The sequence below is a fragment of the Methylobacterium tardum genome, assembly GCF_023546765.1.
GTDB lineage: Bacteria > Pseudomonadota > Alphaproteobacteria > Rhizobiales > Beijerinckiaceae > Methylobacterium > Methylobacterium tardum.
The window spans coordinates 158,003-181,285 of the sequence record NZ_CP097484.1 but is presented as its reverse complement, the minus strand read 5'-3'; the positions used below and the strand labels follow the sequence as shown (position 1 = coordinate 181,285).

Sequence of the window (23,283 nt, the reverse complement as noted above, 5' to 3'; positions counted from 1 at the left end):
GCGCCTCTCAATGCGCCATCAGGCAGCAGATCGCGGTGCTCTGAAGGACGTCGCGGGTCGCGCCGCCGAAGGCCCATTCCCGAAGGCGGGAATGGCCGTAGGCACCCATGACGGTCAGGTCGGCCTCCTGCTCGCGGGCGAACCGAAGGATCGAGTCGCCGTCGCTCACGGTCGTGGTCAGTAGGTGCGTCGTCACCGAAGCACCGTGGCGGCTCAGATGGCGGGCCACATCCTGCGCGCCCTCGAACCGGGCGCCCTCGCCTACGGTCACCACGAAGACCTGATCGGCCGAGCGGATGAACGGCAGGGCTCCGGACACGGCCCGGCGTGCCTCCGGCGTATCCTTCCACGCCACGACGATGCGCCGTCCCGACAGGTCGGCCACCCGGGGCGGGACCACCAGGACGGGCCGGCCGGCCTCCATGAGAATGACCCCGAGCGCGAAGCCGAGCGGTCCCGGATCGAGGTCGCCCGGAGCAGCGCGTCCGACCACCAGGAGGTCGGCGGCCCGGCCCTGCTCGATAATGTGGACGAAGGGCCTTTCGGTGGCACCGCGCCAATCGGTCCGGGAGGTCTCCCCGGCACAGCGGGCGAAGACGTCGCGAGCCCGTTCGAGCTCCTGCAGGATCTCCCCCCGCGCCTGGTCGAACTGAGCCTGCGCGTCGCGGATATCGTGCGCGAACAGCGGCGCCGGGACCTCCGCGGCGGCGGCTCCGGTCAAATCCGCATCGAACCGGCGCGCGAGGCCGGCCGCGAGGCGAATGCGATCGGGTGCGGTCTCGGCGAGATCCACCGAGACGAGGATGTTGGCGTAGCTCATGGCGGCCTCCTCGGGACCGGTCGTCCGGCCCCGGGGCAGCAGTGTCGGCGCAGCCGTCGCGCAGAGCCTTGATCCAGCGCAAAGGGCGAGGCCGGCCCGTGGCCTGCCTGTGCCGGGTCAGGCTTTGCGCTGGATCAAGGAACGGCTCTCCGGGGCGCGCCAGAGGTCGCGGGTCCGTTGCTCCGGAGACCGCGATGTCCGCACTCGAACTGCCCAGTGCAGTCAACCTCGCGCGAACTCAATTCGCGCTCACGATCGTCTGGCACTTCCTGTTCCCGGCCTTCACCATCGGGCTTGCGAGCTATCTCGCGGTGCTTGAGGGCTTCTGGCTGCGGACCGGGAAGGCCGTCTACCTCGATACCTACCGCTACTGGCTGCGGATCTTCGCCATCGCCTTCGCGATGGGCGTCGTCTCAGGTTTGGTCATGAGCTACCAGTTCGGCACGAACTGGTCGGTCTTCGCCGATCGCACCGCGCCGGTGCTCGGACCCCTTCTCGGCTACGAGGTCCTCACCGCCTTCTTCCTGGAGGCCGGCTTCCTCGGCGTCATGCTGTTCGGCCTGGAACGGGTGGGCAAGCGCCTGCACTTCCTGGCGACCTGCCGGTGGCCGGCGGCACGCTCACCTCCGCCTTCTGGATCCTGTCGGCTAATTCCTGGATGCAGACGCCGACAGGCCACGTGGTCGGGCCGGACGGGCGCTTCGCCCCGGCCGATTGGTGGGCGATCGTCTTCAACCCGTCCTTCCCGTACCGCTTCGCCCATACGGTTACGGGCGCCTATCTCACCACGGCGATGATCATCGGAGCGGTGGGCGCGTGGCACCTGTTGCGCGACCATGCCAATCCGCGCGCCCGGCTGATGTTCTCGATGGCCATGTGGATGGCGGCCGTCGTGGCGCCAGCCCAGATGATCATCGGCGACCTGCACGGCGGCAATTCCTACCAGCATCAGCCGGCCAAGGTCGCGGCCATGGAGGGACACTTCGGTTCGGAGCGGCGCGCGCCCGCGATCCTGTTCGGCTGGCCCGATGCGGAGGCCGGAATGGTGCGGGATCGCATCGGCATACCCGGCCTCGCCAGCCTTTACCTGACGCACGATCTCGACGGTGAGGTCCGCGGCCTCAACGACATGCCGCGGGAGACCTGGCCGACGAACCTGCCGCTGGTGTTCTGGTCCTTCCGGGTGATGGTCGGCCTCGGCCTTCTGATGATCGCGCTCGGCCTCGCGGGGCTGTGGCTGCGCCGGCAGGGCCGGCTCTACGACACCGGGTGGCTGCACCGCTTCGCCGTGGCCATGGGGCCGTCCGGACTGATCGCGGTCACGGCCGGATGGACGGTCACCGAGGCCGGCCGGCAGCCCTTCACAGTCTACGGGGTCCTTCGCACCGCCGACAGCGTTTCCCCGGTGGCGGCCCCGGCCGTCGCCGCCTCGCTGGCCGCCTTCGCGATCGTCTACCTCGCGGTGTTCGGGGCGGGCATCTGGTACCTCCTGCACCTGTTCAACCAAGCGCCCCACGCCCACGAGCCGGGGCCGCCCACCGATCAGCCGATCCGCACCGCCGGGATCACCCCCGCACCCGCCCTCATCGCCGGTGCGCAGGCGGCCGGCCGTCCCCTCGCCCAGCCCGCGGAGTAAGCCCGATGTCCCTCGATCTCACGCTCATCTGGGCGCTGCTCATCGCGACGGCCGTTTTTCTCTACGTGGTGATGGACGGCTTCGACCTCGGGGTCGGGATCCTGTTTCCGGCCGTCCGCGGCAAGGCGGAGCGGGACGTCATGGTCAACACGGTCGCCCCCGTCTGGGACGGCAACGAGACCTGGCTCATCCTTGGAGGGGGCGGGCTGTTCGCGGTCTTCCCACTCGCCTACGCCACCATCCTGCCGGCGCTCTACATGCCGCTGATCCTGATGCTACTGGCCCTTGTGTTCCGCGGTGTCGCCTTCGAGATGCGCTTCCGCGCCGCGACCGTGCGATCGCAAGCTCTGTGGGACCGGTCTTTCTCGTGGGGCAGCTACGTGGCGGCCTTCTGTCAGGGCATCTGCCTCGGTGCGCTGGTCCAGGGCATCCGTGTGGAAGGCCGCGCCTATGCGGGCGGCTGGTGGGACTGGCTGACGCCGTTCTCGCTCCTGACCGGGGCCGCCCTCGTCGCCGGATACGGCCTGCTCGGCGCGTGCTGGCTGATCTGGAAGACCGACGGGGAACTCCAGCTCCGGGCCTACCGGCTGGCGCGGCGGCTCGGATGCGTCACCCTGGCGGCGATTGTGATCGTCTCCGCCGCCATGCCGTTCCTGAGCGCGGCCTTCAGGGCCCGCTGGATCGCTTGGCCGAACCTCGTGCTCGCCGCGCCGGTCCCGATCCTGGTCGCGCTCCTGGCCTGGCGGTTCTTTGTGGCCCTCGACCGGCGCGCCGAGGTGACGCCATTCCTGTGCGCGCTCGGGCTGTTCCTGCTGTCGTATGTCGGGCTCGGAATCAGCCTGTGGCCGATGATTGTCCCGCCGGCGATCACGATTTGGGACGCGGCCACCCACCCGAGCAGCCAGGCCTTCCTGCTCGCCGGCGCCGTCGTGCTGGTCCCGATGGTGCTGGCCTATACCGGCTACGTGTACTGGCTGTTCCGCGGCAAGGTCGTGGCCGGCGCCCCGGGCTACCACTAGGAGAGCGGGCCATGACCTCGGAGACGAAACCTGGCTCATCCCTGCGCCGGCTGGGCTGGTTCATCGCGCTGTGGGCCGGCGGCGTCGGAGGCCTCACCGCCGTGGCGCTGCCGCTGCGATGGCTTCTGAAGGCGGTGTGAGACCCAAGCGGACGCCGCGTCGCCCCGGGTGACGCGGCGTCCGGCGTCACCGCATCACGAACGGGTTCTCCGGCGCATCGCGGCTGGTCGAGATCCAGACGCTCTTGGTCTCCAGGAACTCGCGGATCGACTCGATGCCGCTCTCGCGACCGATGCCGGAGCGCTTCATGCCGCCGAACGGCATCATGTAGCTCACCGCCCGGTAGGTGTTCACCCAGACGGTGCCGGCGCGCAGGCCCTTCGACATGCGCATGGCCCGGCCGATATCCTGGGTCCAGACGCCGGCCGCCAGACCGTAGATCACGTCGTTGCCGATCCTCAGTGCCTCCGCCTCGTCGTCGAAGCCGATGATCGACAGGACCGGGCCGAACACCTCCTCCTGGGCGATGCGCATGTCGTTGGTGACGCCGGTGAAGATCGTCGGCTCGACGAACTGGCCGCCGATCACGCCCGGTCCGGTGGCCGGATTGCCGCCGAACACGCAACGCGCGCCCTCGCTCTTGGCCAGCGCGATGTAGTCGAGCACCTTTGCGTATTGCGGCGGCGTGGTGATCGGTCCGATGTTGGTGTCGGCTTGCATGGGATCGCCGAGCTTGGCGGTGCGGGCGAGCTCGACCAGCCGCGTGACGAATTCCTCGCGGATGCTGTTCTGCACGAGGAGCCGGGAGCCGGCGATGCAGGTCTGCCCGGTGGCGGCGAAGATCCCTGAGATCGCGCCCGCCGCGGCCGCCTTCAGGTCGGCATCGGCGAAGACGATGTTGGGCGACTTGCCGCCGAGCTCGAGGGAGACGCGCTTGATCTGACGCGCGGCGGCCTCGTAGACCTTCGCGCCGGTGACGTCCGAGCCCGTGAAGGTGATTTTGGCGACGTCCGGGTGCTCGGCGATGGCGGTCCCCGCCTCGCCGCCGTATCCGGTGACGACGTTGAACATCCCGTCCGGAAGGCCGGCCTCCTTGGTCAGGCGCGCGAATTCCAGCGTGCTGGCGGAGGCGAATTCCGAGGGCTTCACCACGACCGCGCAGCCGGCAGCGAGCGCGGGCGCGCATTTCCAGGCCACGAACAGGAGCGGCGAGTTCCAGGCGGTCAGCGCCCCGACCACACCGACGGGTTCGTGCCGGGTGAACGCGAAGGTCTCCGGCTTGTCGATCGGCACCTGGGCGCCCTCGATCTTGTCGGCGAGGCCCGCGTAGTACCACCACCATTCCGGCTAATAGCGGGTCTGGCCGTACATCTCGGCGAAGAGCTTGCCGTTGTCGCGGACCTCGACCTCGGCCAGCGCCTTGGACTCCCGCTCGGCGAGGTCGCCGATCTGCCGCAGCACCTTGCCGCGGGCCGAAGCGGTCATGGTGGCCCAGGGCCCCTCCCACATGGCGCGCTTGGCCGCGGCCACGGCCTGGTCGACATCGGCGCGTGAGGCGCGCGGTATCCGGGCCCAGGCCTCGCCGTGATAGGGATCGACCGACTCGAACCACGAGCCCTCGACCGGATCGACGTGCTCACCGTCGATGTAGAGCTGATAGGTCTTCACGGCGCGCATCTCCGGGCTGAGATGCCCGCCATATGGACCGGCAGGCGGGCGGCGGCGAGCCCGGCCGCTCAGGCGTTTGCGCTGAGGCGGCGGATGTCGGCGTCGACCATCTCGGTGATCAGCGCTTCCAGACTCGTCTGCGCCTCCCAGCCGAAGGTCGCCTTCGCCTTGGCGGGGTTGCCCAGGAGCACCTCCACCTCCGCCGGCCGGAACAGGGCCGGGTCGATGACGAGGTGGTCGTCGATATCCAGGCCGACATGCTTGAACGCGATGGCGCACATGTCTCGCACCGTCGTGGTCCGCCCGGTGGCGATCACGTAGTCGTCCGGCCGGTCCTGCTGCAGCATCAGCCACATCGCCTGCACGTAATCCCGGGCATGGCCCCAATCGCGCTTGGCGTCGATGTTGCCCAGCCGCAGCTCCTTCTGCTTGCCGAGCTTGATCCGCGCCACCGCGTCCGTGACCTTGCGGGTCACGAACTCCACGCCCCGCAGCGGGCTCTCGTGGTTGAACAGGATGCCGTTCGAAGCGTGCAGCCCGAAACTCTCCCGGTAGTTGATCGTCATCCAGTGCGCGTAGAGCTTGGCCACACCGTAGGGCGAGCGCGGGTAGAACGGCGTCGTCTCGCTCTGGCGTTCCTCCTGGATCAGCCCGAACATCTCCGAGGTCGAGGCCTGGTAGTAGCGCGCCTGCGGCGCCACCGAGCGCAGGCATTCCAGCATGTGCACGGCACCGAGCCCCGTCACCTGCCCGGTCAGCAGCGGCTGCTGCCAGGAGGAGGTGACGAAGGACTGGGCGGCGAGGTTGTAGATCTCGTCGGGCTTGGCGGCCTGGACGATGCGTAGCAGGGCGGATTGGTCGAGCAGGTTGCCGTCGACCAGCTCGACCTCGTCCAGGATGCCGAGCCACTTCAACCGATGGTCGAAGACGCCGGCATGGCTGGAACGGCGCACGATGCCGGTCACCGCGTAACCCTTCTCCAGGAGCAGTTGCGCCAGATACGCGCCGTCCTGGCCCGTCACACCTGTGATCAGCGCTCGCTTGGCCGTCATGAACCCGTCTCGTTCCAAAGTTGACCGGCTGCTACGACCGCGACCGCATCCGCGTCAAGGAGCGGCCAGACCTCAACATCTTCCGAAGCTGATTGCCGCCGATCCACGGAGGATGTCCGATGTAAATGTATTTCGACGCTGATCGATCGATATTTTTCAGTCCTGGCTCGCGTCTCTCATCCGGAAGACAGCCAGTCGGCGACGCCGGGAATCGACCGGAACTCCTCCAGGGCGTGGACGCGCGCCTCCGGCAACGCCAATCGCGCCATGGTCGCCAGGGCGTGACCGGGACCGAGTTCCAGAACTCGGTCGGCGCCGTATTCGCCGCAGGCTTCCAGACAAGCGGACCAGTCAATCGTCCGCGAGATCTGGATAGCGAGCTTTTCCAAACCCTCCTCGGCGCGGAAGACCGCGCCTCCGTCGAGACCGCTGATCAGGCGCGGCGCACCGGCTGGGGGGCGCACCTGCTTCGCAGCGGCCAGGATGTCCCGGAACGCATCGGTTGCCGCCGACAGGAGCGGCGTGTGAGAGGGGGTCTGGACCGGAAGGATGACGGCCCGCTGCGCCCCCGACCCGCTCGCCTCGGAGCACACGGCATCGAGGGCGTTCCGCCGCCCTCCGACAACGCCGCTATCCGGGGCATTGCGGATGGCGAGGTAACATCCATGGCGGGCCGCGAGCATGTCCAGAACATCGAGCCGGAGGCCTCGTATCCCGGCGAGCCCGAATCCCTGGCCGGTGGCGGCGTCCATGGCCTCGGCCCGCCGCGCGGCAAGGGTCAGGACGACGTCCGGTTCGAAGCGTCCGGCGACACCCCACGCGGCGAGATCGCCGATGCTGTAGCCGGCCACGATGGCGCGGGCCGGTCGTGCGCAGCCCAGGGCGTTCCAGGCGGCGAGCGCTGCCACGCAGCACAGGATCTGACCCGTGCGGTTCGCGTGCAACTCGTCGCCGCCGGTCCTGGCGACGTCGCGTGGATCCCTGCCACCGAGGAGCGGCTTGGCGGCGTCGAAGATCGCCTGAGCCTCGGGTCGGTCCGCCGTGAGGTTGAACATGCCCGGATGCTGGCCGCCCTGACCGGAGAGCAGAAGCGCCAGCGTCATCGGCGGATCGAGGCCCGGAGCGCGGCTGCCGGCACCAGAGCGACCCGGTCGAGGCTCTTGGCCACCACCGATCCGCCTTCAGGCGCGTCGCGCAATTCCCGCCACTGCACACCGGTCCCGTCCGGCAGCAGGATCTCTCCGTCGATGCGCATGGGGGCCGTGTCCGCGACAGCGCCGATCCGGTCGAGCAGGCCGGCCGGCACGCCTGTCGCGCATGGCCAGAGCAGGTCAAGGTCGGAATGCGCGCTGAGGTAGGTCAGGCCGGTCAGGGCCTGCCAGAGCAGGGCGCCGAACGGCCGTGGCACGATCGCGTGGCGGCCGATCTCGACCAGGGCGCCGATGGTCGGTTGCCACGCGGCGGGCGCATGCCGCCCGGCGGCGGCGAGATCCGGCGCTTCCATGGGCGACAGCATCGTTGACGGCAGGGCGAGCCCGATCCGCCGCTTGCCGTCGGCGGGTGGCAGCGGCAAGCCGAGGGGAACGGTATCACTGCCCTCCCCCGGATTTCGGCGGCGGACGATCAGGGGTCGGCCGGCCGCGGCCCAGCCGTCGAGATGGGGCGCACCCGCGAGGTCGGAGCGCGACGCCAGCCATGCGGCCCAGGCCGTCGGATCGGCCTGCACGAGGTCGTGGCGGCTGTAGACCTCAGCCAAGGCGCGCCTGATCGGCCACGGCCGCCGCGATGCCGCGGGCCACCGGACGGCCGCCGCGCTCCTCGCCGAGGCGGTCCCGCACGTCGCCGGGTTCCATCCTTGCGATGAGATCGCGGATCTGGACGGCCAGCGGCTTGTCCGGATCGAGGATGGCGTGCACTGCCCCCGTCGCCACCATGTTGTCGAGGCCGGGCGCGAAGACCGGTGTCGATTTCGCCATCTCCTGAAGCTTCGTTAGCGGCAGCTTCGTGACTCGGGCGACCGAGGGCAGGTCCATCACGCTCGGGTCGGCGCCCGGAAGCGCCGCCAGAACCCGGGTTGCCAGTGCGGTGGCGATGAACGCGCCTGCGGCTGAATGGCCGTAGATCAGCCCGACCGTCGGATGCCCTGACCGGTCGGCGAGGAGCAGAGCCTTGGCCAGATGCGCGAGGCATTCGTTGAGGCCCAGAAGCTCGTCCCGCCGGCTCATGCGCTGGCTGTCGGAATCGACCACGACCAAGATCGGCGTCCGCTCGCCCGCCCGCACCGTGTCGAGCACGGCGCGCGACAGCGACAGCGCCCCCTCGACGCCAAGGGGCGTGTCGCCATCGACGCCCACGACCTGGATCCGGCCGCCGTCGAACGGGCCGCTGCCCATCACGAGCCCGTTCCGAACCGTCACCGCGTGTCCCTCCGGGAACAGGGAGGCGAGGATCTCAGCGAGCGTCATGATCAGCCTCCCTGACCCGGGCGACGGTCTCGTCGAAGGCCTTGGTGTCCATCCCGGGTACCGTCTCCGGATCGTTCACGCCGAGACGCGCCCAGACATCGGTCCCGTCGCGGCAATCGCCGAAGCGCGCGATCCGGTCTTCGAGACGCGCCTGCTCGGCCTCGAGCGTGTCAAGATCGAAGGCCGGCGCGCGGCCGACGAGATCGAGGGCGGCCGCACGGAAGGCCGTGACGGAGTCGGCGCAGAAGGCGTCGGCACCCCCGATCAGGCGGCGATGCTTGCCGCCCATGGTGCGCCAGACGAGCGCCCGGTCGCGCGAGTCGAATTCCTCGGCCCCCTTGTTGGTCTCGATGACCTCGGGGCCGGACACCGAGATTCGCCCGCCCTCCGAGACGGCCAGCCGCGAGCAGGTCCCGGCAATGAGGCCGCCGCCGCCGTAGCAGCCGGCCCGGCCGCCGATCAGCCCGATCACCGGGATCCCGGCCGCGCGGGCCTCGGCGATGGCCCGCATGGTCTCCGCGATAGCGGTCTCGCCGGCATTGGCCTCCTGAAGACGGACGCCGCCAGTGTCGAACAGGATCAGCACCGCCTTCGGCTTCAGCTCCAACGCCGCCCGGAGCAGTCCGACCAGCTTGCCGCCATGCACCTCGCCGAAGGCCCCGCCCATGAAGCGGCCTTCCTGGGCGGCGATCAGGATGGGGCTGCCGTCGAGCCGCGCGCGGCCCACCACAATGCCGTCGTCGAAGGCGCGGGGCAGATCGAATAGCGGCAGATGCGGGCTCATGCGCCGCTCCGTTGGCGGCAGGAACTCGTGGAAGCTTCCCGGGTCAGTGAGCGCCACCACGCGCTGACGAGCGGTCGCCTCGTACCAACTCAAGGCATCCGGATCGATGCTCGCGGCGCGGTTGCCAGCCATGCTCAGGCCTCCATCAGCCGCGCGCCCTGAAGCAGGCGAAGCGACACCGTGTCGGGACGGGCGCCGCCGTCGTTGATGCTGATGCGGAGGCCGCCCGGCTGCGCTCGGGCGATGAAATCGGCCACCACCGCCGCCCAGACGTCACCGTAGCCGGCGATCGGGGTCTCGATGGACACCTCGCAGGCGTCCGGCGGCAGAACCCGCTCCAGCAGGATTTCCAGATTGCCGGAGGCCACGACGCCGGTGATCGCGTTCGGCACCGAGCCGGGCAGCGGCTTCTGGGTGGTGTGGCGGAAGGTCAGGGATTCCATCGCCGGCTCCTCAAGTACGGACCCTTAATCGCCCAAAGTTCACCAGTTCCGGAACTTGGCAGGCGGCTCGTAGAGGCCGCCGGACCAGTGCACGAGATCTTTGATCGACTTCGCCGCGAGCAGCGCCCGGTCGGCGTCCAGCGGCTCGATGCCGAGATCCTCCGGACGTCGGATCACGCCCCGGGCGCGCAATTCCTCGACCTTCGCCCGGTCGCGGCCGCGTCCGACCTCGGTGTAGCCGGCCACGCCCCGGATCGCCTGCTCGCGCTCGTCGGCGTCGCGGCAGAGCAGGAGGTTGGCGATGCCCTCCTCGGTGACGATGTGAGTGACGTCGTCCGCGTAGATCATGACCGGCGCCAGCTCGAGGCCGATTTTCTTGGCCAATTCCAGGGCATCGAGCTTCTCCACGAAGGTCGGCACGAGCTTGTCGCCGAAGGTCTCGACCAGCTGCACCACGAGCTTGCGACCGCGCATCAGCGCGGGATCGCCAACGATCTGGCCCTCGCGGCCGGCCTTCATCCAGGCATCGGATGGGTGGCGCCGGCCGTGCGGGTCCGAGCCCATGTTGGGGGCGCCGCCGAAACCCGCGACCCGCGACTGGGTGATGGTCGAGGAATGGCCCATCAGGTCGATCTGGAGCGTCGCCCCGATGAACATGTCGCACGCATAAAGGCCGGCGGTCTGGCAGAAGGCGCGGTTCGAGCGCAGGCTTCCGTCCGCACCGGTGAAGAAGATGTCGGGCCGCTCGCGGATGTAGCGATCCATCCCGACCTCCGAGCCGAAGCAGTGGACCTGCTTGACCCAGCCGGATTCGATCGCTGGGATGAGGGTCGGGTGCGGATTCAGCGCCCAATGAGTGGCGATCTTGCCCTTCAGGCCAAGTTTTTCCCCGTAGGTCGGAAGCAGCAGCTCGATCGCCGCCGTGCCGAACCCGATGCCGTGGTTGAGGCGCTTGATGCCGTACTCGGCGTAGATCCCCTTGATCGCCATCATGGCGATCAGGATCTGCGTCTCGGTCATCGCCGCCGGATCGCGGGTGAAAAGCGGCTCGACGTAAAACGGCGTGTCGGCCTCGACCACGAAATCGACCCGGTCGCCCGGGATGTCCACCCGCGGGACCCGGTCGGCGATCTCGTTGACCTGCGCAACCACGACGCCGTTCTTGAAGGCCGTCGCCTCCACGACGGTGGGCGTGTCCTCGGTGTTCGGCCCGGTATACAGGTTGCCGTCCCGGTCCGCCGAGACGCCCGCGATCAGGGCTACGTTGGGCGTCAGGTCGGCGAAATAGCGGGCGAAAAGCTCCAGGTAGGTGTGGACCGCTCCGAGCTCGATCTGACCGCCGTACAGCATCTTGGCGATGCGTCCGCCCTGCGGACCGGAATAGGAATAGTCGAGCCGCTTGGCGATGCCGGTCTCGAACACGTCGAGATGTTCCGGAAGGACGATCCCCGATTGAACCATGTGCAGGTCATGGACCTTCCCGGGATCGCAGGCGCTGAGGCCGCGGGCGAGGCAGTCGGCCTGCTTCTGGTTATCGCCTTCGAGGCAGACCCGGTCGCCAGGCCGCAGGATCGCCTCCAGTAGATCCACGACGGAACGCGCGGGAACCACCTTGCCTTGTGCATGGGCGCGACCCGCCCGGATGCGGGCATCGCGGGCCAGTTTCTCGCCGCGCCACTCGCTCATTCGCGCGCTCCAATAAGTGTACCGAACTGGACATAGCAGTCCATTCGGTATTTTCAAAGCCGGTCCGATCACAGTTTCGTATACGGGATTGCGATCCTGTCAACGTTCCGCATACTCACTGGAACGGCTGCTAGGCCGACTCGGGAAGGAGACGCTCCATGACGAGCGCGTCGCCGCGGCTGCCGCACGGGGCCGGATGGACGACCCTGCAGAAGGGTCAACGCCGATGATCGTCCTCGGTGTCGCCCTGCTCGCAGCCTGCACGCTGATCGGCGTGTATCTCGGCGACCTTCTCGGCATTGTCCTCGGTGTGAAGGCCAATGTCGGCGGCGTCGGCATCGCCATGATCCTGCTGATCGCCGCGCGGCTCTGGCTCTCCCGCCGGGGGCGCCTGACCAGAGGCGTTCAGTTCGGCGTCGAATTCTGGGCGGGCATGTACATCCCGATCGTGGTCGCCATGGCGGCCCAGCAGAACGTGGTGGCTGCAGTCAGCGGCGGCCCGATCGTGCTGATCGCGGCGACCGGGTCGCTGGTGCTGTGCTTCGGCGCCGTGGCCCTGCTCAGCCGGATCGGCCGCCGTGGTCCGGGCAGCGCCGCCGTCGAGCACGGTGGATCGGTGATCGGCGGGGATGCCGACGCTCCCGACGCCACACGGGCTGCGCCGGTCGTCGCCAGGGAGGGCTGAACGCCATGGGTCACGAGATCTGGCACGGCATCGAGCATGTCTTCATCGAGCAGAGCCTCGTGGCCGCCTTCGCGGTGGTCGGGACGCTGATCCTCGTCTCGAACTATGCCGCGAAGCACCTCACCAACGGCCGCGTCCACGGCTCGGCCATCGCGATCGTGCTGGGCCTGGTGCTGGCCTATGTCGGCGGGCTCTACACGGGCGGGAAGAAGGGCCTCGCGGACATCCCGGCGCTCGCCGGGATCGGCCTCATGGGCGGGGCGATGCTGCGCGACTTCGCCATCGTCGCCACGGCCTTCGAGGTGGATGTGATCGAGGCCCGAAGGGCCGGCCTGCTCGGCGTGCTGGCACTCGCCCTCGGCACGATCCTGCCATTCATCGTCGGGACGCTGACCGCCGTGGCGTTCGGCTACCACGATGCCGTCTCGATAACGACGATCGGCGCGGGGGCGATCACCTACATCGTCGGCCCGGTCACCGGGGCGGCGATCGGCGCGGATTCCACCGTGATGGCGCTGTCCATCGCCACCGGCGTGACCAAGGCGGTGATGGTCATGGTCGGGACGCCGCTGGTGGCGCGGCTGATCGGCCTCGACAATCCGCACTCGGCCATGGCGTATGGCGGGCTGATGGGCACGGTGAGCGGGGTGGCGGGTGGCCTCGCGGCGACCGATCCGAAGCTTGTGCCTTACGGCGCGCTCACGGCGACGTTCCACACCGGCATCGGCTGCCTCGTCGGGCCCTCCCTCCTGTTCCTGACGGTGCGCGCCCTCGTCGGTTAGGTCTGCGGCCGCGCATAGAATCGTGCCGTTTCCTGATCCGACACTGTGGATTAGGCTATGGTTCCGCATCGTCTGATACGAAGACTGGCAGTCGCCGCTCGCGGGATGGTCTAGGATCGGCGGATGCACGGAGATTTTCAGAAGATCGAGAGCGGGCTGCTCTCGGACCGGATCCGGGACGCCCTCACGGACGCGATCGCGTCGGGGACGATCGCGGCCGGCACGGCCCTCGACGAGCAGAACCTCGCGGACCGTTACGGCGCCTCGCGCACGCCCGTTCGCGAGGCTTTGCGTCAGCTCGCGGCCTCGGGGCTGGTGGAGATCCGGCCCCGCCGGGGCGTCGTCGTGGCGCGCCTGACGCCGCAGCGGATCGCCGACATGTTCGAGACCACCGCCGAGATCGAGGCGATGTGCGCGCGGCTGGCCACCTACCGGATGACGCCCCTCGAGCGGGGGCAGCTCATGGAGCTGCACGAGGAATCCGCCCGCGCGGTGGAGGCGGGCGACGTCGACGCCTACGACCGCTTCAACCGTACCTTTCACGAAGCGCTCTACACGGCGACCCACAACGGCTTCATGGCCGAGCAGGCGCTGGCGATCCGCGAGCGCCTCGCCGCCTTCCGGCGCACGCAGCTGCGCCACGCCGACCGGATCCGACGCTCGCGGGAGGAGCACGGTGAGATCCTGGCGGCGATCGCGGAAGGGGACGGCGAGACGGCGGCGCGCCGCATGCGCGCCCACATGCTCCGGGCCGCGGCCGCCCTCGGCCGCTACATCGCCGAGACCGGCTGAGACGCGTTGCCGGGCGTGCGTCTGCCCCAGCGCGGAGCTGGGACGGCGAGACGCGAGGCCGGCCTGTCTTCCGACCGCTCGGATAGCTAAGCCGATCGACGTCGCGCTCAACCGCGCGCGGCAGATCCCCCGAGCGCTTCCGCCAGTCGGCCGATCCGCTCGGCCGCACGGCCGATCCCCGTCGCGGCCCGCTCGGCATCCTCCGCGCGCCCCCGTTCGGCGGTCTCCGTGGCGTGGCGCAGCTCGGACACCTGTGCCTCCAGCGTTGTGAGCCGTCCACGCAACTCGGACACTTCGTCGGCGATCGTGAGGGCGGCCATCACCTGGAGGCGCATGTCGCCGATCTCGCCGAAATTCTTGCGCATCTCGCCGATGCGCGTGTCCAGGGTCGCGGCAAGGCCGGTAAGATGGGCTTCCTCGCCCACGCCGCAGGCCATGCGGTAGCTGCGGCCGTCGATGGTCACGTTGATCTGCGGCAAGGGCTGCTCCGACGGGCTGCTCGGATGAATGCTCAAATGACGGGGCCGTCCGCCTCAGGCGCGTCCGAGCACATCCTGGACGGTCTCGATGGCTCGATCGAGCCGCTGGCCGACCTCGCCGGTGGTGGCCGAGACCTCGGCGAGGCGGGCGCTCGCCGCATCGAGGGCAGCGGCCAGGCGCGTCCGATCCTCGTCCATGAGGGCGAGCTCAGCGTCCCGGTCGTCGGGCTGGGCCGCCGTCTCGATCCGGCGGGTGACCACGGCATCCAGGCGGCTCAGGGCCGCGTCCAGACGCGCGAGGGCTTCATCGATGGAATCGGGTTCGGTCGCGTCGGCCATGGTGTTGTGTCCGCCTCGAGGCGAAGCTTTCCGTCGAATGCTGCTGGATTTCCAGTCCGAAATGGCGTCCCGCACCGTGATCGATCCGGCCGCGTAATGGAACGTGGCAATCCTTGTTTATTGGTCGGTGGATCGATGAGGTTTGTCATGGCCGCGCGTTTGACAGCTAGGGGCGCCATGCTAGACAGCCGCGCGCTCCCGAGAGGGTCCGCGCGAGACAGGCCGGATAGCCGATCCGTGACAGTCCCGAGGCCTCAGCCTGCGCCGTCCGCTTCGACGGTCCCTGGCGGCGGAGCGCGGCTTAACCCGGGCCGGTTCATCGCAGGTTCAAACCCGCCCGCCCAGATCCGCCCGGCACGGCGGCGGGCCGCAGAGACCGCCCCGCGGACCGCACCCAGCGGTCCGGCGCGCGGTGCGCCGCATCAGGAAGGAGTCACGCCGTGACGAAGGTTGCCATCAACGGGTTCGGACGCATCGGCCGCAATGTCCTGCGGGCGATCGCGGAAGCCGGCCGCACCGACATCGAGGTCGTGGCGATCAACGATCTCGGCCCGGTGGAGACCAACGCCCACCTGCTCCGCTACGACTCGGTGCACGGCCGCTTCCCCGGCGAGGTCGCTGTGGACGGCGAGTTCCTGGTGGTGAACGGCAAGCGCATCAAGGTCACGGCCGTGCGCAACCCGGCCGAGCTGCCCCACCGCGATCTCGGCGTCGACATCGCGCTGGAATGCACTGGCATCTTCACCTCGAAGGACAAGGCCAAGGCCCATCTCGACGCCGGCGCCAAGCGCGTCCTCGTCTCGGCCCCGGCTGACGGCGCCGACCTGACGGTGGTCTACGGCGTCAATCACGACAAGCTGTCGCGCGAGCACCTCGTGGTCTCGAACGCGTCCTGCACCACGAACTGCCTCGCCCCGGTGGCGAAGGTGCTGGACGAGGCCGTGGGCATCGAGCGCGGCTTCATGACCACGATCCACTCCTACACCAACGACCAGCCCTCGCTGGACCAGATGCACAAGGATCTCTACCGGGCCCGCGCCGCGGCGCTCTCGATGATCCCGACCTCGACCGGCGCCGCCAAGGCTGTCGGCCTCGTCCTGCCGGAGCTGAAGGGCAAGCTCGACGGGACCGCGATCCGCGTGCCGACCCCCAACGTTTCGGCGGTCGACCTCGTGTTCACGGCCAAGCGCGCGACCACGGTTCAGGAGATCAACGACGCCATCAAGGCCGCCGCGGCGGGCCCGCTCAAGGGCGTGCTCGGCGTGACCGACCGGCCGAACGTCTCGATTGACTTCAACCACGATCCGCACTCGCCGACGTTCCACCTCGATCAGACCAAGGTGATGGACGGCGTGCTGGTGCGCATCCTGACGTGGTACGACAACGAGTGGGGCTTCTCGAACCGCATGGCTGACACGGCCGTGGCGATGGCCAAACTCATCTGAACTGCCTTGCCGCGGTCGCCGCCTCGTGAGAGGCCGGCGGCCGCGCCTTCCACTGGACGGCCTTACTTCGAACCAGGGACTCTTCAGGGATGACCGACGCTTCGCAGGGCACGTCAGCCGGGCCGGAATTCGTGCCGCCCGCACCACGGCCGGCTCCGCCACCGCCCGCCACGCCTGTTGCCCCGGCCAATACCGCGCCGTCGCACGCGCTCCCGGCCAATCAGCTCTTCGACCAGCTCGCGCGGATCGAGGACAAGTGCTCGCGCATCGAGGACAAGTATGCCCGCTCCGAGGCGCTGCTGTCCCGCGTCGAGGACAAGGTCGAGAATGCCGCGAACCGGATGAACGAATCCGCGCGCCAATCCGACCTCGCGGCGCTCCGGACGGAAATGCGCGGTCTGGCCGAGCGCACCCGGCGCCTGCCCGGGACCGGCGCCCTGGTCCTCACTGCCGTCATCACTGCCATTCTGACCGTGGTCCTGATGGTCGCCGTCCAGCGGCTCAACCTCGACCGCCTGCTGCCGCAGCGCGCCGCCATCGGCACGACCGTCCAATAATCCCCGTCGCCCCGTACAGGACCGCAACAGACCGCATGAGCGCCTTTCGTACTCTCGACGACGCCGGCTCCCTCACGGGCAAGCGGGTTCTCATGCGCGTCGACCTGAACGTGCCGATGGAGAACGGTCGCGTGACCGACGCGACCCGCATCGCGCGCGTCGCGCCGACGATCCGCGAGGTCGCCGAGAAGGGCGCGAAGGTGATCCTGCTCGCCCATTTCGGCCGTCCGAAGGGCAAGCGCGAGCCGAAGGACTCGCTGGAACCGGTGGTCCCGGCGCTGGCGGCGGCGCTGGGACGCGAGGTCGCCTTCGCGGCGGATTGCGTCGGCGAGGCGGCCGCGCAGGCCGTGGCAGCCCTCAAGGACGGCGATGTCCTGCTCCTCGAGAACACCCGCTACCATCCGGGCGAGGAGAAGAACGAGGCGGCCTTCGCGGACGCGCTGGCGGCGAACGGTGACGTCTACGTCAACGAAGCTTTCTCGGCGGCCCACCGCGCCCACGCCTCCACCGAGGGGCTGGCGCACCGACTGCCGGCCTATGCCGGCCGCGAGATGCAGGCCGAGCTCGAGGCCCTCACCAAGGGCCTGGAATCGCCCCAGCGCCCGGTGATCGCGCTGGTCGGCGGCGCCAAGGTGTCGTCCAAGATCGATCTTCTGGAGAACCTCGTCGCCAAGGTCGACATGCTGGTGATCGGCGGCGGCATGGCCAACACCTTCCTGCACGCGCAGGGCAAGTCCGTCGGCAAGTCCCTCTGCGAGAAGGATCTCGCGGAGACCGCGACCCGGATCCTGGCGGCGGCCGAGAAGGCCGGCTGCCGGATCATCCTACCGGTGGACGCCGTCGCCGCGACGGAATTCAAGGCGCAGGCTCCGCACGACACGGTGTCGGTGGACGCTGTGCCGGAAGCCAGCATGATCCTCGATGCCGGCCCGCGCTCGGTTGCCGAAATCAACGCCGCCATCGACGAGGCCAAGACCCTGGTGTGGAACGGCCCGCTGGGCGCGTTCGAGCTCGCGCCGTTCGACGCCGCCACGGTCGCCGCCGCCAAGCACGCGGCCGGGCGGACGAAGGCCGGCCACCTCGTCTCGGTGGCAGGCGGCGGCGACACCGTGGCCGCCCTGAACCATGCCGGCGTCGCGCAGGACTTCACCTACGTCTCAACGGCCGGCGGTGCGTTCCTCGAATGGCTGGAAGGCAAGGCCCTGCCGGGCGTCGAGGCGCTGCGGGCGAAGGGCTGAGACCGCCCTTGCACTCCTCCCCCGGCGGCGCGATCCCATCTATGATGGCGGCGTTTATCAGCCGGGGAGCCTTGTCGATGGGTGACACCGTGGAGAACGCGACCTTCGAGATCCTGAAGGGCATCCAGGCGAGCCTGGCGGATCTGCGGGCCGAGACGGTGACGCGCTTCGACAGGCTTGAGGCGCGGATCGATCGCCTTGATCTCGGCATATGCGAGGATCGTCGGATCGCGGCCGGGATGCCCGTGATGATGCGCGCCGCGGCCGGCGATTTCGACGCGCGGGTCAGCGAGTTCGAGGGACGCGTCCCGGCCCTGGAGAGCAGAACGAGTTGAGGATCATCCAGCGCAGGAATGCGCAACTCGGCGTCTGAGATTGACCGAAAGCAAGGCTCTCGGCAGAGCGATACGATACAGCTCAGCTGAGCGCCGCACGGCGCCATCGGCGATCGGGCAGACGACCACACGGAAACGGGAAGACACGCACGATGGCACGCATCACCCTCCGGCAGCTCCTCGATCACGCCGCTGAGCACGAGTACGGCGTGCCCGCCTTCAACCTGAACAACATGGAGCAGGGGCTCGCCATCATGGCGGCGGCCGACGCCACGGATTCGCCCGTGATCCTGCAGGCGAGCCGCGGCGCCCGCGCCTACGCCAACGACGTCGTGCTGGCCAAGCTGATCGACGGCCTCGCCGAGATCTACCCGCACATCCCGGTCTGCATGCATCTCGACCACGGCAACAACGAAGCCACCTGCGCCACCGCCATCCAGTACGGCTTCACCTCGGTGATGATGGACGGCTCGCTGAAGGCCGACGGCAAGACACCCGCCGACTACAATTACAACGTCGAGATCACCCGCAACGTCACCAAGATGGCCCACTGGGCGGGCGTCTCGGTCGAGGGCGAGCTGGGCGTGCTCGGCTCGCTGGAGAGCGGCCAGGGTGAGGCCGAGGACGGCCACGGCGCCGAGGGCACGCTCAGCCACGACCAGCTCCTGACCGACCCGGACGAGGCGGTGAAGTTCGCCGAGGCCACCAAGGTGGACGCGCTGGCGGTGGCGATGGGCACGAGCCACGGCGCCTACAAGTTCACCCGCAAGCCCGACGGCGAGGTGCTGGCGATGAACGTGATCGAGGAGATCCACCGCCGCCTGCCGACGACCCACCTCGTCATGCACGGCTCCTCGTCGGTGCCGCAGGACCTGCAGGACATCATCAACCAGTACGGCGGTCAGATGAAGCCGACCTGGGGCGTCCCGGTCGAGGAGATCCAGCGCGGCATCAAGCACGGCGTGCGCAAGATCAACATCGACACGGATAACCGCATGGCGATGACCGGCCAGATCCGGAAGGTCCTGACCGAGAACCCGTCCGAGTTCGACCCGCGCAAGTACCTGAAGCCTGCCATGGAGGCGATGACGAAGCTCTGCAAGCAGCGCTTCGAGGAGTTCAACACCGCCGGCAAGGGCTCGAAGATCCGGCCGATCTCGGTCGCCGAGATGGCCAAGCGCTACGCCAGCGGCGCGCTCAATCCGAAGATCGGCGCCCGATAAGACCGCGCAGCCCCTCGCGATGAGCAACGATGCGCGTCTCGCCCTGCTCGGGCCCCACGGTCTCGACGCCGCCGACCTCGACGGTTTCGTAGCCGCCCTGAAGGGTGCGTGCGGGAGCGGCGATGTCGCCGCGGTGATCCTGCGGCTCGCCGCGGCCGACGAGCGCGCACTGGTTGCCCGCGTGAAACAGGTCGCACCGGTTGCGCAGGAGCACGGCGCCGCGCTGGTCGTGGCCTGCCCAGGCTTCGTCGGCGATCTGGCCGCGGTGGCGATCCGCGGCGGTGCCGACGGCATCCATGTCGACAAGCCGCGCGACCTCAGGGACCTGCGCGGCCGGTTGAAGGAGGGGCGCATCCTCGGCGCCGGCGGCATCGAGACGAAGCATGCGGCTATGGAGGCCGGCGAAGCGGGCATCGACTACCTGATGTTCGGCGGCCTCTATCCGGACGGCATCGCCCCTGATCCCGAGGGTGTGCTGGCGCGCGCCTCGTGGTGGGCGGAGATTTTCGAGACCCGTGCATCGCCGTCGCGGCGGCTGCCGACGAGATCGCGTCCTTGTCCGCGACAGGTGCCGAGTTCGTCGGGCTCGAGAGCGGGCTCTGGCTGCAGGATCCGGCCGCGGTCGAGCGGGCCCATCGGACGATGCAGGAGGCGGGAGCCTGATGACGCGGCCGTCGCCGCACACCCTGGCGGTCATCGCCGCGTTCTCGGTCCTGGCCGCCCCGGCCTGGGGTGCCGCTGGACCGGCGGATCCGTCGAAAAACGCATTGCCGTCGGCCGCCTCACCCGGCGCCGAGCCCGGCAAGAAGCAGATGCCGGAGCTGCCGAGCCCCTATACGCCGAACTACACGAGGGGCGCCGTGCCCCCGGCCAACGGCCAGCCCCCGGATCTCGCCTACGGCGCGTACCAGCGCGGCCAGTACGTCACGGCCTTCCGGGAGGCGACCAAGCGCATCGAGGCCAATCCCAAGGATGCGCCGGCCATGACGCTGCTCGGGGAGCTGTACAATCAGGGCCTCGGCGTTAAGCAAAATCCGGTCAAGGCCGCCGAGTGGTACAGGCTCGCGGCGGCTCAGAACGACGCCGCCGCCATGTCGTCCCTCGGCCTCATGGCCCTCGACGGGCGTGGCATGCCGAAGGATGCGAAGGCCGGCCGCCGCTGGCTGGAACAGGCCACGTCCCACGGCTCACCGACAGCCGCCTACAATCTCGGCCTGATCCTGATCGGCACCGGCGCGACCGCCGACGAGGCCGCGGCCGCCGCGCAATTCCGGAAAGCCGCGGATGCGGAAATCGGGCCGGCCCAGCACGATCTCGGCGTGCTCTACCTCCAGGGTCGCGGCGTGCCCAAGGATCCCGCCATGGCGGCGCAACTCTTCCGCCGTGGCGCCGATAATGGCGATCTCGCCAGCGAGGTCGAGTACGCGATCCTGCTGTTCAACGGCAACGGCGTGACCAAGGACGAGCGTTCCGCGGCCCGCTACTTCCTGCACGCGGCCTCGCGGGGAACGCGATCGCGCAGAACCGGATCGCGCGGCTCTATGCGGTCGGCCGCGGCGTGCCCAAGAACACGGTCGAGGCTGCGGCCTGGAACCTCGCCGCCGCCGGTCAGGGGCTGTCCGATGCGTGGCTCGACCAGACCCTGTCGGGCCTCTCCGCCGACGAGCGGACCCGCGCCGAGCGGCTGGCGAACGAGCGGATCGAGCAGCGCTGAAGGGCTACACCTCGGCCTTCGACCAGTCGACGCCGGCTTCCAGCTCCGGCAGCAGGACCACGCTCTCCTGCTCGTTCGGGTCGGTGCGGGCGATCACCGCCGTCACCGGCTCCGTCTGGCTGCGATTGTACGGCAAGTGCGGGACGTTGGCGGCGATGTAGACGAACTCGCCGGCCCCCGCGATCGCGTGATTCTCCAGACGCTCGCCCCAGAAGCAGCCCGAAACGCCGGAGAGGACGTAGATCGCCGTCTCATGGGCTTCGTGCTTGTGGGCGTGGGCCCGCTCACCGGGCGGGATCTCAAGAAGCTGCATGTGCAGGGCTTTGGAATCGACCGCCTCGGCCGAGATCGCCGGACGGTAGAGGTGTCCCTGCTTGCCGCGGAATGGCGCGCTCTCGTGCACCACCAGGAAGCCTGGCTTCTGCGTTTCGGACCCGGTGCTCATGGACGTTCCTCCACCCTGAAGGCGGGATCGACGGGAATCTGCATGCCGTTGACCAGCGCATTGGTCTGGTTCGCCATGCCGACAATCGCCAGGAATTCGCCGTGCTGCTCCGCCGTCAAGCCCTTCGCGCGCGCCGCGGCCGTGTGCGAATGGATGCAATAGGGGCAGCCATTCGCAATTGAGACCGCGATGTAGACCAGCTCCTTGGTCAGCGGATCGAGTGTGCCCGGGCCCATGACGGCCTTGAGACTGGTCCAAGTCCGCTCGAGCAGGGCGGGATCGTTGGCGAGCCCGCGCCAGAAATTGTTGATGAAATCGGAGCCCCGCGTCGCCCGGATGTCCGCGAACACGGCCCGCACCCGCGGCTCCGCTTCGGCCTCGGCGTCGCTCCAGAGCGTCACAGTTGCCATGGCAAGGCCGCCCTTCAGAGCTTGCAGGCACCGTCGAGGGCGCGATTCTCAGCCTCGGAGAACAGGCGCGAGCGGATGTGGAAGCGCTTCTCGCGGCCATTCTCCAGCGAGAACATGCCCCCGCGACCGGGCACGACGTCGAGGATCAGGTGCGTGTGCTTCCAGACCTCGAACTGGGACCGGCTGATGTAGAAATCCGCGCCGCCGACGCTGCCGAGATGCACGTCGCCGTCGCCGACAATGAAGTCGCCGACCGGGTAGCACATGGGCGAGGAGCCGTCGCAGCACCCGCCGGACTGGTGAAACATCACGGGGCCGTACTCGGCCCGCAGCTCCTCGACGAGCTCCAGCGCCTTGGGCGTGGCGGTGACCCGCAGCGGCGTGCCGTCGGCACCGACCTGCTCCGCGGTCGTGGCTTCAACCGTCGCATCCGTGCTCATGCTGACCTCCCCGTGTTACCTTGGATATGCGTCCGCGCGCCGGGATTTCCACATTCCCGCGAGCGGAATGGCCAAGCTGGTGCCGATCGACCCGTCCCGCGTTGCTCGCCGAGGATGCGCCCATCTCGGGCGCAGAAGGGAGAGCCGACCGGGCTGATCGACGCCATGACCTCATCACGAGCCCTCGCCCTCGCCCTCGTGTTCGCCGGCGTTGCTGCGACACCGGCCGGCGCCGACCCGCTGACGCTCCGCGTTCAGCCGCGCACCCAGCCGCTGTTCGTTCAGCACGCCTGGCACGTCGCTGGAAATCCGAACGTCACCCCGGACAACCGGATGGGCGTTGTCGGCTGGGATGGGCCACCCGACGATGTTCCGTCCGTCAGCGCCGATGCCGGTCCGATGCCGCCCGGCTCAATCGCCAACGTGCCGTACGAGGGCTTCGGGAACGGCGTCTATTGAGCCGCCCGCTCGCCGCCCTGCTGGCCGTCGGACTGGCAAGCGCCCCTGCCCTTGCGCGCGAGGATGTCAACGCGCCGGCGCGGGAGGCCGAATTGCGAACATGCCTGAACCACCCTGCGTGGGTCGTCCCACCCGACGCCGTGATTGCGGACCGAGCGTCGTTCTGCGGCTGCTATGCCGACGGAGCGGTGAAGGCTCGGCTCTGGGAGCTTGAGAAGGCCGAGGCCAACGAGGGCGAGGAGGTTCGCCGGACGGTGGCGGACCGCACCATCAGCCTGCACGACCGGACATCGGCAGCGATCGCCGCGTCCTGCCTGAAGCCCTGACTGCGAGGCTGCAAAAAGCCCCGGCCCTAAGGCCGGGGCGA

Annotated in this window: 25 protein-coding genes and 4 pseudogenes; 15 read left to right on the top strand and 14 right to left on the bottom strand. The window is 69.1% G+C overall.

The window, feature by feature from the left end; genetic code table 11:
* Positions 1-7: 7 nt before the first annotated feature.
* Positions 8-820, bottom strand: coding sequence for a universal stress protein (locus M6G65_RS00935; protein WP_238198683.1), 813 nt, complete (start codon positions 818-820; stop codon positions 8-10).
* Between the two features lie 194 nt (positions 821-1,014).
* Between M6G65_RS00935 and M6G65_RS00930 the strand changes: the two are divergent.
* From M6G65_RS00930 to M6G65_RS00920, 3 genes and pseudogenes are all read left to right on the top strand, one after another.
* Positions 1,015-2,456: pseudogene (locus M6G65_RS00930) on the top strand (cytochrome ubiquinol oxidase subunit I).
* Between the two features lie 5 nt (positions 2,457-2,461).
* The gene (gene cydB / locus M6G65_RS00925; RefSeq protein ID WP_238198685.1) at positions 2,462-3,475 is read left to right on the top strand and encodes a cytochrome d ubiquinol oxidase subunit II; all 1,014 of its coding nucleotides are present in this window, start codon (positions 2,462-2,464) and stop codon (positions 3,473-3,475) included.
* A gap of 11 nt (positions 3,476-3,486) precedes the next feature.
* The gene (locus M6G65_RS00920; protein WP_238198686.1) at positions 3,487-3,615 is read left to right on the top strand and encodes a DUF2474 family protein; all 129 of its coding nucleotides are present in this window, start codon (positions 3,487-3,489) and stop codon (positions 3,613-3,615) included.
* 46 nt (positions 3,616-3,661) lie between these two features.
* Here M6G65_RS00920 and M6G65_RS00915 read toward each other — a convergent pair.
* From M6G65_RS00915 to mdcA, 8 genes and pseudogenes are all read right to left on the bottom strand, one after another.
* Positions 3,662-5,143: pseudogene (locus M6G65_RS00915) on the bottom strand (aldehyde dehydrogenase).
* 68 nt (positions 5,144-5,211) lie between these two features.
* The gene (gene gmd / locus M6G65_RS00910) at positions 5,212-6,195 is read right to left on the bottom strand and encodes a GDP-mannose 4,6-dehydratase (RefSeq protein WP_250103447.1); all 984 of its coding nucleotides are present in this window, start codon (positions 6,193-6,195) and stop codon (positions 5,212-5,214) included.
* 176 nt (positions 6,196-6,371) lie between these two features.
* A complete protein-coding gene (locus M6G65_RS00905; RefSeq protein ID WP_250103446.1) occupies positions 6,372-7,298 on the bottom strand; it encodes an acyltransferase domain-containing protein in 927 nt (308 codons plus the stop codon).
* Positions 7,295-7,951 (bottom strand): malonate decarboxylase holo-[acyl-carrier-protein] synthase, encoded by a 657-nt coding sequence (mdcG, locus tag M6G65_RS00900; protein ID WP_238197470.1) that lies wholly within the window; start codon positions 7,949-7,951, stop codon positions 7,295-7,297. Before mdcG ends, M6G65_RS00905 begins: the two co-directional genes overlap by 4 nt.
* The gene (gene mdcE, locus M6G65_RS00895; protein WP_238197471.1) at positions 7,944-8,660 is read right to left on the bottom strand and encodes a biotin-independent malonate decarboxylase subunit gamma; all 717 of its coding nucleotides are present in this window, start codon (positions 8,658-8,660) and stop codon (positions 7,944-7,946) included. The genes mdcG and mdcE overlap by 8 nt, the downstream gene beginning before the upstream one ends.
* On the bottom strand, positions 8,647-9,576 hold the full coding sequence (locus M6G65_RS00890) for a biotin-independent malonate decarboxylase subunit beta (RefSeq protein WP_250103445.1): 930 nt from the start codon (positions 9,574-9,576) through the stop codon (positions 8,647-8,649). The genes mdcE and M6G65_RS00890 overlap by 14 nt, the downstream gene beginning before the upstream one ends.
* Before the next feature lie 2 nt (positions 9,577-9,578).
* A complete protein-coding gene (gene mdcC, locus M6G65_RS00885; protein ID WP_238197473.1) occupies positions 9,579-9,887 on the bottom strand; it encodes a malonate decarboxylase acyl carrier protein in 309 nt (102 codons plus the stop codon).
* Positions 9,888-9,926: 39 nt separating this feature from the next.
* A complete protein-coding gene (gene mdcA / locus M6G65_RS00880; protein WP_250103444.1) occupies positions 9,927-11,573 on the bottom strand; it encodes a malonate decarboxylase subunit alpha in 1,647 nt (548 codons plus the stop codon).
* Positions 11,574-11,799: 226 nt separating this feature from the next.
* On the opposite strand from mdcA, the gene madL reads away from it, so the two are divergent.
* The 3 genes from madL to M6G65_RS00865 all read left to right on the top strand — a co-directional run bounded on the left by madL (position 11,800) and on the right by M6G65_RS00865 (position 13,832).
* Positions 11,800-12,258, top strand: a complete 459-nt coding sequence (gene madL, locus M6G65_RS00875; RefSeq protein WP_238197475.1) for a malonate transporter subunit MadL — start codon at positions 11,800-11,802, stop codon at positions 12,256-12,258.
* A 17-nt stretch (positions 12,259-12,275) separates the two neighbouring features.
* Complete coding sequence (gene madM, locus M6G65_RS00870; protein ID WP_238197585.1) at positions 12,276-13,040, top strand: malonate transporter subunit MadM; 765 nt, start codon at positions 12,276-12,278, stop codon at positions 13,038-13,040.
* 123 nt (positions 13,041-13,163) lie between these two features.
* On the top strand, positions 13,164-13,832 hold the full coding sequence (locus M6G65_RS00865; RefSeq protein WP_238197476.1) for a GntR family transcriptional regulator: 669 nt from the start codon (positions 13,164-13,166) through the stop codon (positions 13,830-13,832).
* A gap of 107 nt (positions 13,833-13,939) precedes the next feature.
* On the opposite strand, the gene M6G65_RS00860 is transcribed toward M6G65_RS00865, so the two are convergent.
* Both M6G65_RS00860 and M6G65_RS00855 read right to left on the bottom strand, forming a co-directional pair.
* Positions 13,940-14,311 (bottom strand): cell division protein ZapA, encoded by a 372-nt coding sequence (locus M6G65_RS00860; protein ID WP_238197477.1) that lies wholly within the window; start codon positions 14,309-14,311, stop codon positions 13,940-13,942.
* A gap of 54 nt (positions 14,312-14,365) precedes the next feature.
* The gene (locus M6G65_RS00855; protein WP_238197478.1) at positions 14,366-14,650 is read right to left on the bottom strand and encodes a DUF4164 family protein; all 285 of its coding nucleotides are present in this window, start codon (positions 14,648-14,650) and stop codon (positions 14,366-14,368) included.
* Positions 14,651-15,090: 440 nt separating this feature from the next.
* Between M6G65_RS00855 and gap the strand changes: the two genes are divergently transcribed.
* The 7 genes and pseudogenes from gap to M6G65_RS00820 all read left to right on the top strand — a co-directional run bounded on the left by gap (position 15,091) and on the right by M6G65_RS00820 (position 21,162).
* Positions 15,091-16,095, top strand: a complete 1,005-nt coding sequence (gap, locus tag M6G65_RS00850) for a type I glyceraldehyde-3-phosphate dehydrogenase (RefSeq protein WP_250103443.1) — start codon at positions 15,091-15,093, stop codon at positions 16,093-16,095.
* Positions 16,096-16,184: 89 nt separating this feature from the next.
* On the top strand, positions 16,185-16,652 hold the full coding sequence (locus tag M6G65_RS00845; RefSeq protein WP_238197480.1) for a hypothetical protein: 468 nt from the start codon (positions 16,185-16,187) through the stop codon (positions 16,650-16,652).
* A gap of 35 nt (positions 16,653-16,687) precedes the next feature.
* Positions 16,688-17,890 (top strand): phosphoglycerate kinase, encoded by a 1,203-nt coding sequence (locus M6G65_RS00840; protein WP_238197481.1) that lies wholly within the window; start codon positions 16,688-16,690, stop codon positions 17,888-17,890.
* 77 nt (positions 17,891-17,967) lie between these two features.
* Positions 17,968-18,225, top strand: coding sequence for a hypothetical protein (locus tag M6G65_RS00835; protein WP_238197482.1), 258 nt, complete (start codon positions 17,968-17,970; stop codon positions 18,223-18,225).
* A gap of 152 nt (positions 18,226-18,377) precedes the next feature.
* Complete coding sequence (gene fba, locus M6G65_RS00830) at positions 18,378-19,448, top strand: class II fructose-bisphosphate aldolase (RefSeq protein WP_250103442.1); 1,071 nt, start codon at positions 18,378-18,380, stop codon at positions 19,446-19,448.
* 19 nt (positions 19,449-19,467) lie between these two features.
* Positions 19,468-20,111 (top strand): annotated as a pseudogene (locus tag M6G65_RS00825) (thiamine phosphate synthase).
* Positions 20,111-21,162: pseudogene (locus M6G65_RS00820) on the top strand (tetratricopeptide repeat protein). The pseudogenes M6G65_RS00825 and M6G65_RS00820 overlap by 1 nt, the downstream one beginning before the upstream one ends.
* A gap of 4 nt (positions 21,163-21,166) precedes the next feature.
* Here M6G65_RS00820 and M6G65_RS00815 read toward each other — a convergent pair.
* From M6G65_RS00815 to M6G65_RS00805, 3 genes are read right to left on the bottom strand one after another with little or no spacing between them, the layout of a single operon-like run.
* Positions 21,167-21,607 carry a cupin domain-containing protein gene (locus tag M6G65_RS00815; protein WP_192706969.1) on the bottom strand — a complete coding sequence of 147 codons (441 nt, stop codon included), beginning with the start codon at positions 21,605-21,607 and terminating at the stop codon, positions 21,167-21,169.
* Positions 21,604-22,017 (bottom strand): carboxymuconolactone decarboxylase family protein, encoded by a 414-nt coding sequence (locus tag M6G65_RS00810; protein ID WP_238197486.1) that lies wholly within the window; start codon positions 22,015-22,017, stop codon positions 21,604-21,606. The genes M6G65_RS00815 and M6G65_RS00810 overlap by 4 nt, the downstream gene beginning before the upstream one ends.
* Before the next feature lie 14 nt (positions 22,018-22,031).
* Complete coding sequence (locus M6G65_RS00805) at positions 22,032-22,457, bottom strand: DUF779 domain-containing protein (RefSeq protein WP_238197487.1); 426 nt, start codon at positions 22,455-22,457, stop codon at positions 22,032-22,034.
* A 165-nt stretch (positions 22,458-22,622) separates the two neighbouring features.
* On the opposite strand from M6G65_RS00805, the gene M6G65_RS00800 reads away from it, so the two are divergent.
* Positions 22,623-22,916 (top strand): hypothetical protein, encoded by a 294-nt coding sequence (locus M6G65_RS00800; protein ID WP_238197488.1) that lies wholly within the window; start codon positions 22,623-22,625, stop codon positions 22,914-22,916.
* Positions 22,913-23,242 (top strand): hypothetical protein, encoded by a 330-nt coding sequence (locus tag M6G65_RS00795; RefSeq protein ID WP_238197489.1) that lies wholly within the window; start codon positions 22,913-22,915, stop codon positions 23,240-23,242. Before M6G65_RS00800 ends, M6G65_RS00795 begins: the two co-directional genes overlap by 4 nt.
* Positions 23,243-23,283 lie beyond the last annotated feature (41 nt).

Coding starts and splice junctions, on each gene's coding strand:
- M6G65_RS00935 (WP_238198683.1), bottom strand. CDS start 820: ATGAGCTACGCCAACATCCTCGTCTCGGTGGATCTCGCCGAGACCGCA.
- cydB (WP_238198685.1), top strand. CDS start 2,462: ATGTCCCTCGATCTCACGCTCATCTGGGCGCTGCTCATCGCGACGGCC.
- M6G65_RS00920 (WP_238198686.1), top strand. CDS start 3,487: ATGACCTCGGAGACGAAACCTGGCTCATCCCTGCGCCGGCTGGGCTGG.
- gmd (WP_250103447.1), bottom strand. CDS start 6,195: ATGACGGCCAAGCGAGCGCTGATCACAGGTGTGACGGGCCAGGACGGC.
- M6G65_RS00905 (WP_250103446.1), bottom strand. CDS start 7,298: ATGACGCTGGCGCTTCTGCTCTCCGGTCAGGGCGGCCAGCATCCGGGC.
- mdcE (WP_238197471.1), bottom strand. CDS start 8,660: ATGACGCTCGCTGAGATCCTCGCCTCCCTGTTCCCGGAGGGACACGCG.
- M6G65_RS00890 (WP_250103445.1), bottom strand. CDS start 9,576: ATGGCTGGCAACCGCGCCGCGAGCATCGATCCGGATGCCTTGAGTTGG.
- mdcC (WP_238197473.1), bottom strand. CDS start 9,887: ATGGAATCCCTGACCTTCCGCCACACCACCCAGAAGCCGCTGCCCGGC.
- mdcA (WP_250103444.1), bottom strand. CDS start 11,573: ATGAGCGAGTGGCGCGGCGAGAAACTGGCCCGCGATGCCCGCATCCGG.
- madL (WP_238197475.1), top strand. CDS start 11,800: ATGATCGTCCTCGGTGTCGCCCTGCTCGCAGCCTGCACGCTGATCGGC.
- M6G65_RS00865 (WP_238197476.1), top strand. CDS start 13,164: ATGCACGGAGATTTTCAGAAGATCGAGAGCGGGCTGCTCTCGGACCGG.
- M6G65_RS00855 (WP_238197478.1), bottom strand. CDS start 14,650: ATGGCCGACGCGACCGAACCCGATTCCATCGATGAAGCCCTCGCGCGT.
- M6G65_RS00845 (WP_238197480.1), top strand. CDS start 16,185: ATGACCGACGCTTCGCAGGGCACGTCAGCCGGGCCGGAATTCGTGCCG.
- M6G65_RS00840 (WP_238197481.1), top strand. CDS start 16,688: ATGAGCGCCTTTCGTACTCTCGACGACGCCGGCTCCCTCACGGGCAAG.
- M6G65_RS00835 (WP_238197482.1), top strand. CDS start 17,968: ATGGGTGACACCGTGGAGAACGCGACCTTCGAGATCCTGAAGGGCATC.
- fba (WP_250103442.1), top strand. CDS start 18,378: ATGGCACGCATCACCCTCCGGCAGCTCCTCGATCACGCCGCTGAGCAC.
- M6G65_RS00815 (WP_192706969.1), bottom strand. CDS start 21,607: ATGAGCACCGGGTCCGAAACGCAGAAGCCAGGCTTCCTGGTGGTGCAC.
- M6G65_RS00810 (WP_238197486.1), bottom strand. CDS start 22,017: ATGGCAACTGTGACGCTCTGGAGCGACGCCGAGGCCGAAGCGGAGCCG.
- M6G65_RS00805 (WP_238197487.1), bottom strand. CDS start 22,457: ATGAGCACGGATGCGACGGTTGAAGCCACGACCGCGGAGCAGGTCGGT.
- M6G65_RS00800 (WP_238197488.1), top strand. CDS start 22,623: ATGACCTCATCACGAGCCCTCGCCCTCGCCCTCGTGTTCGCCGGCGTT.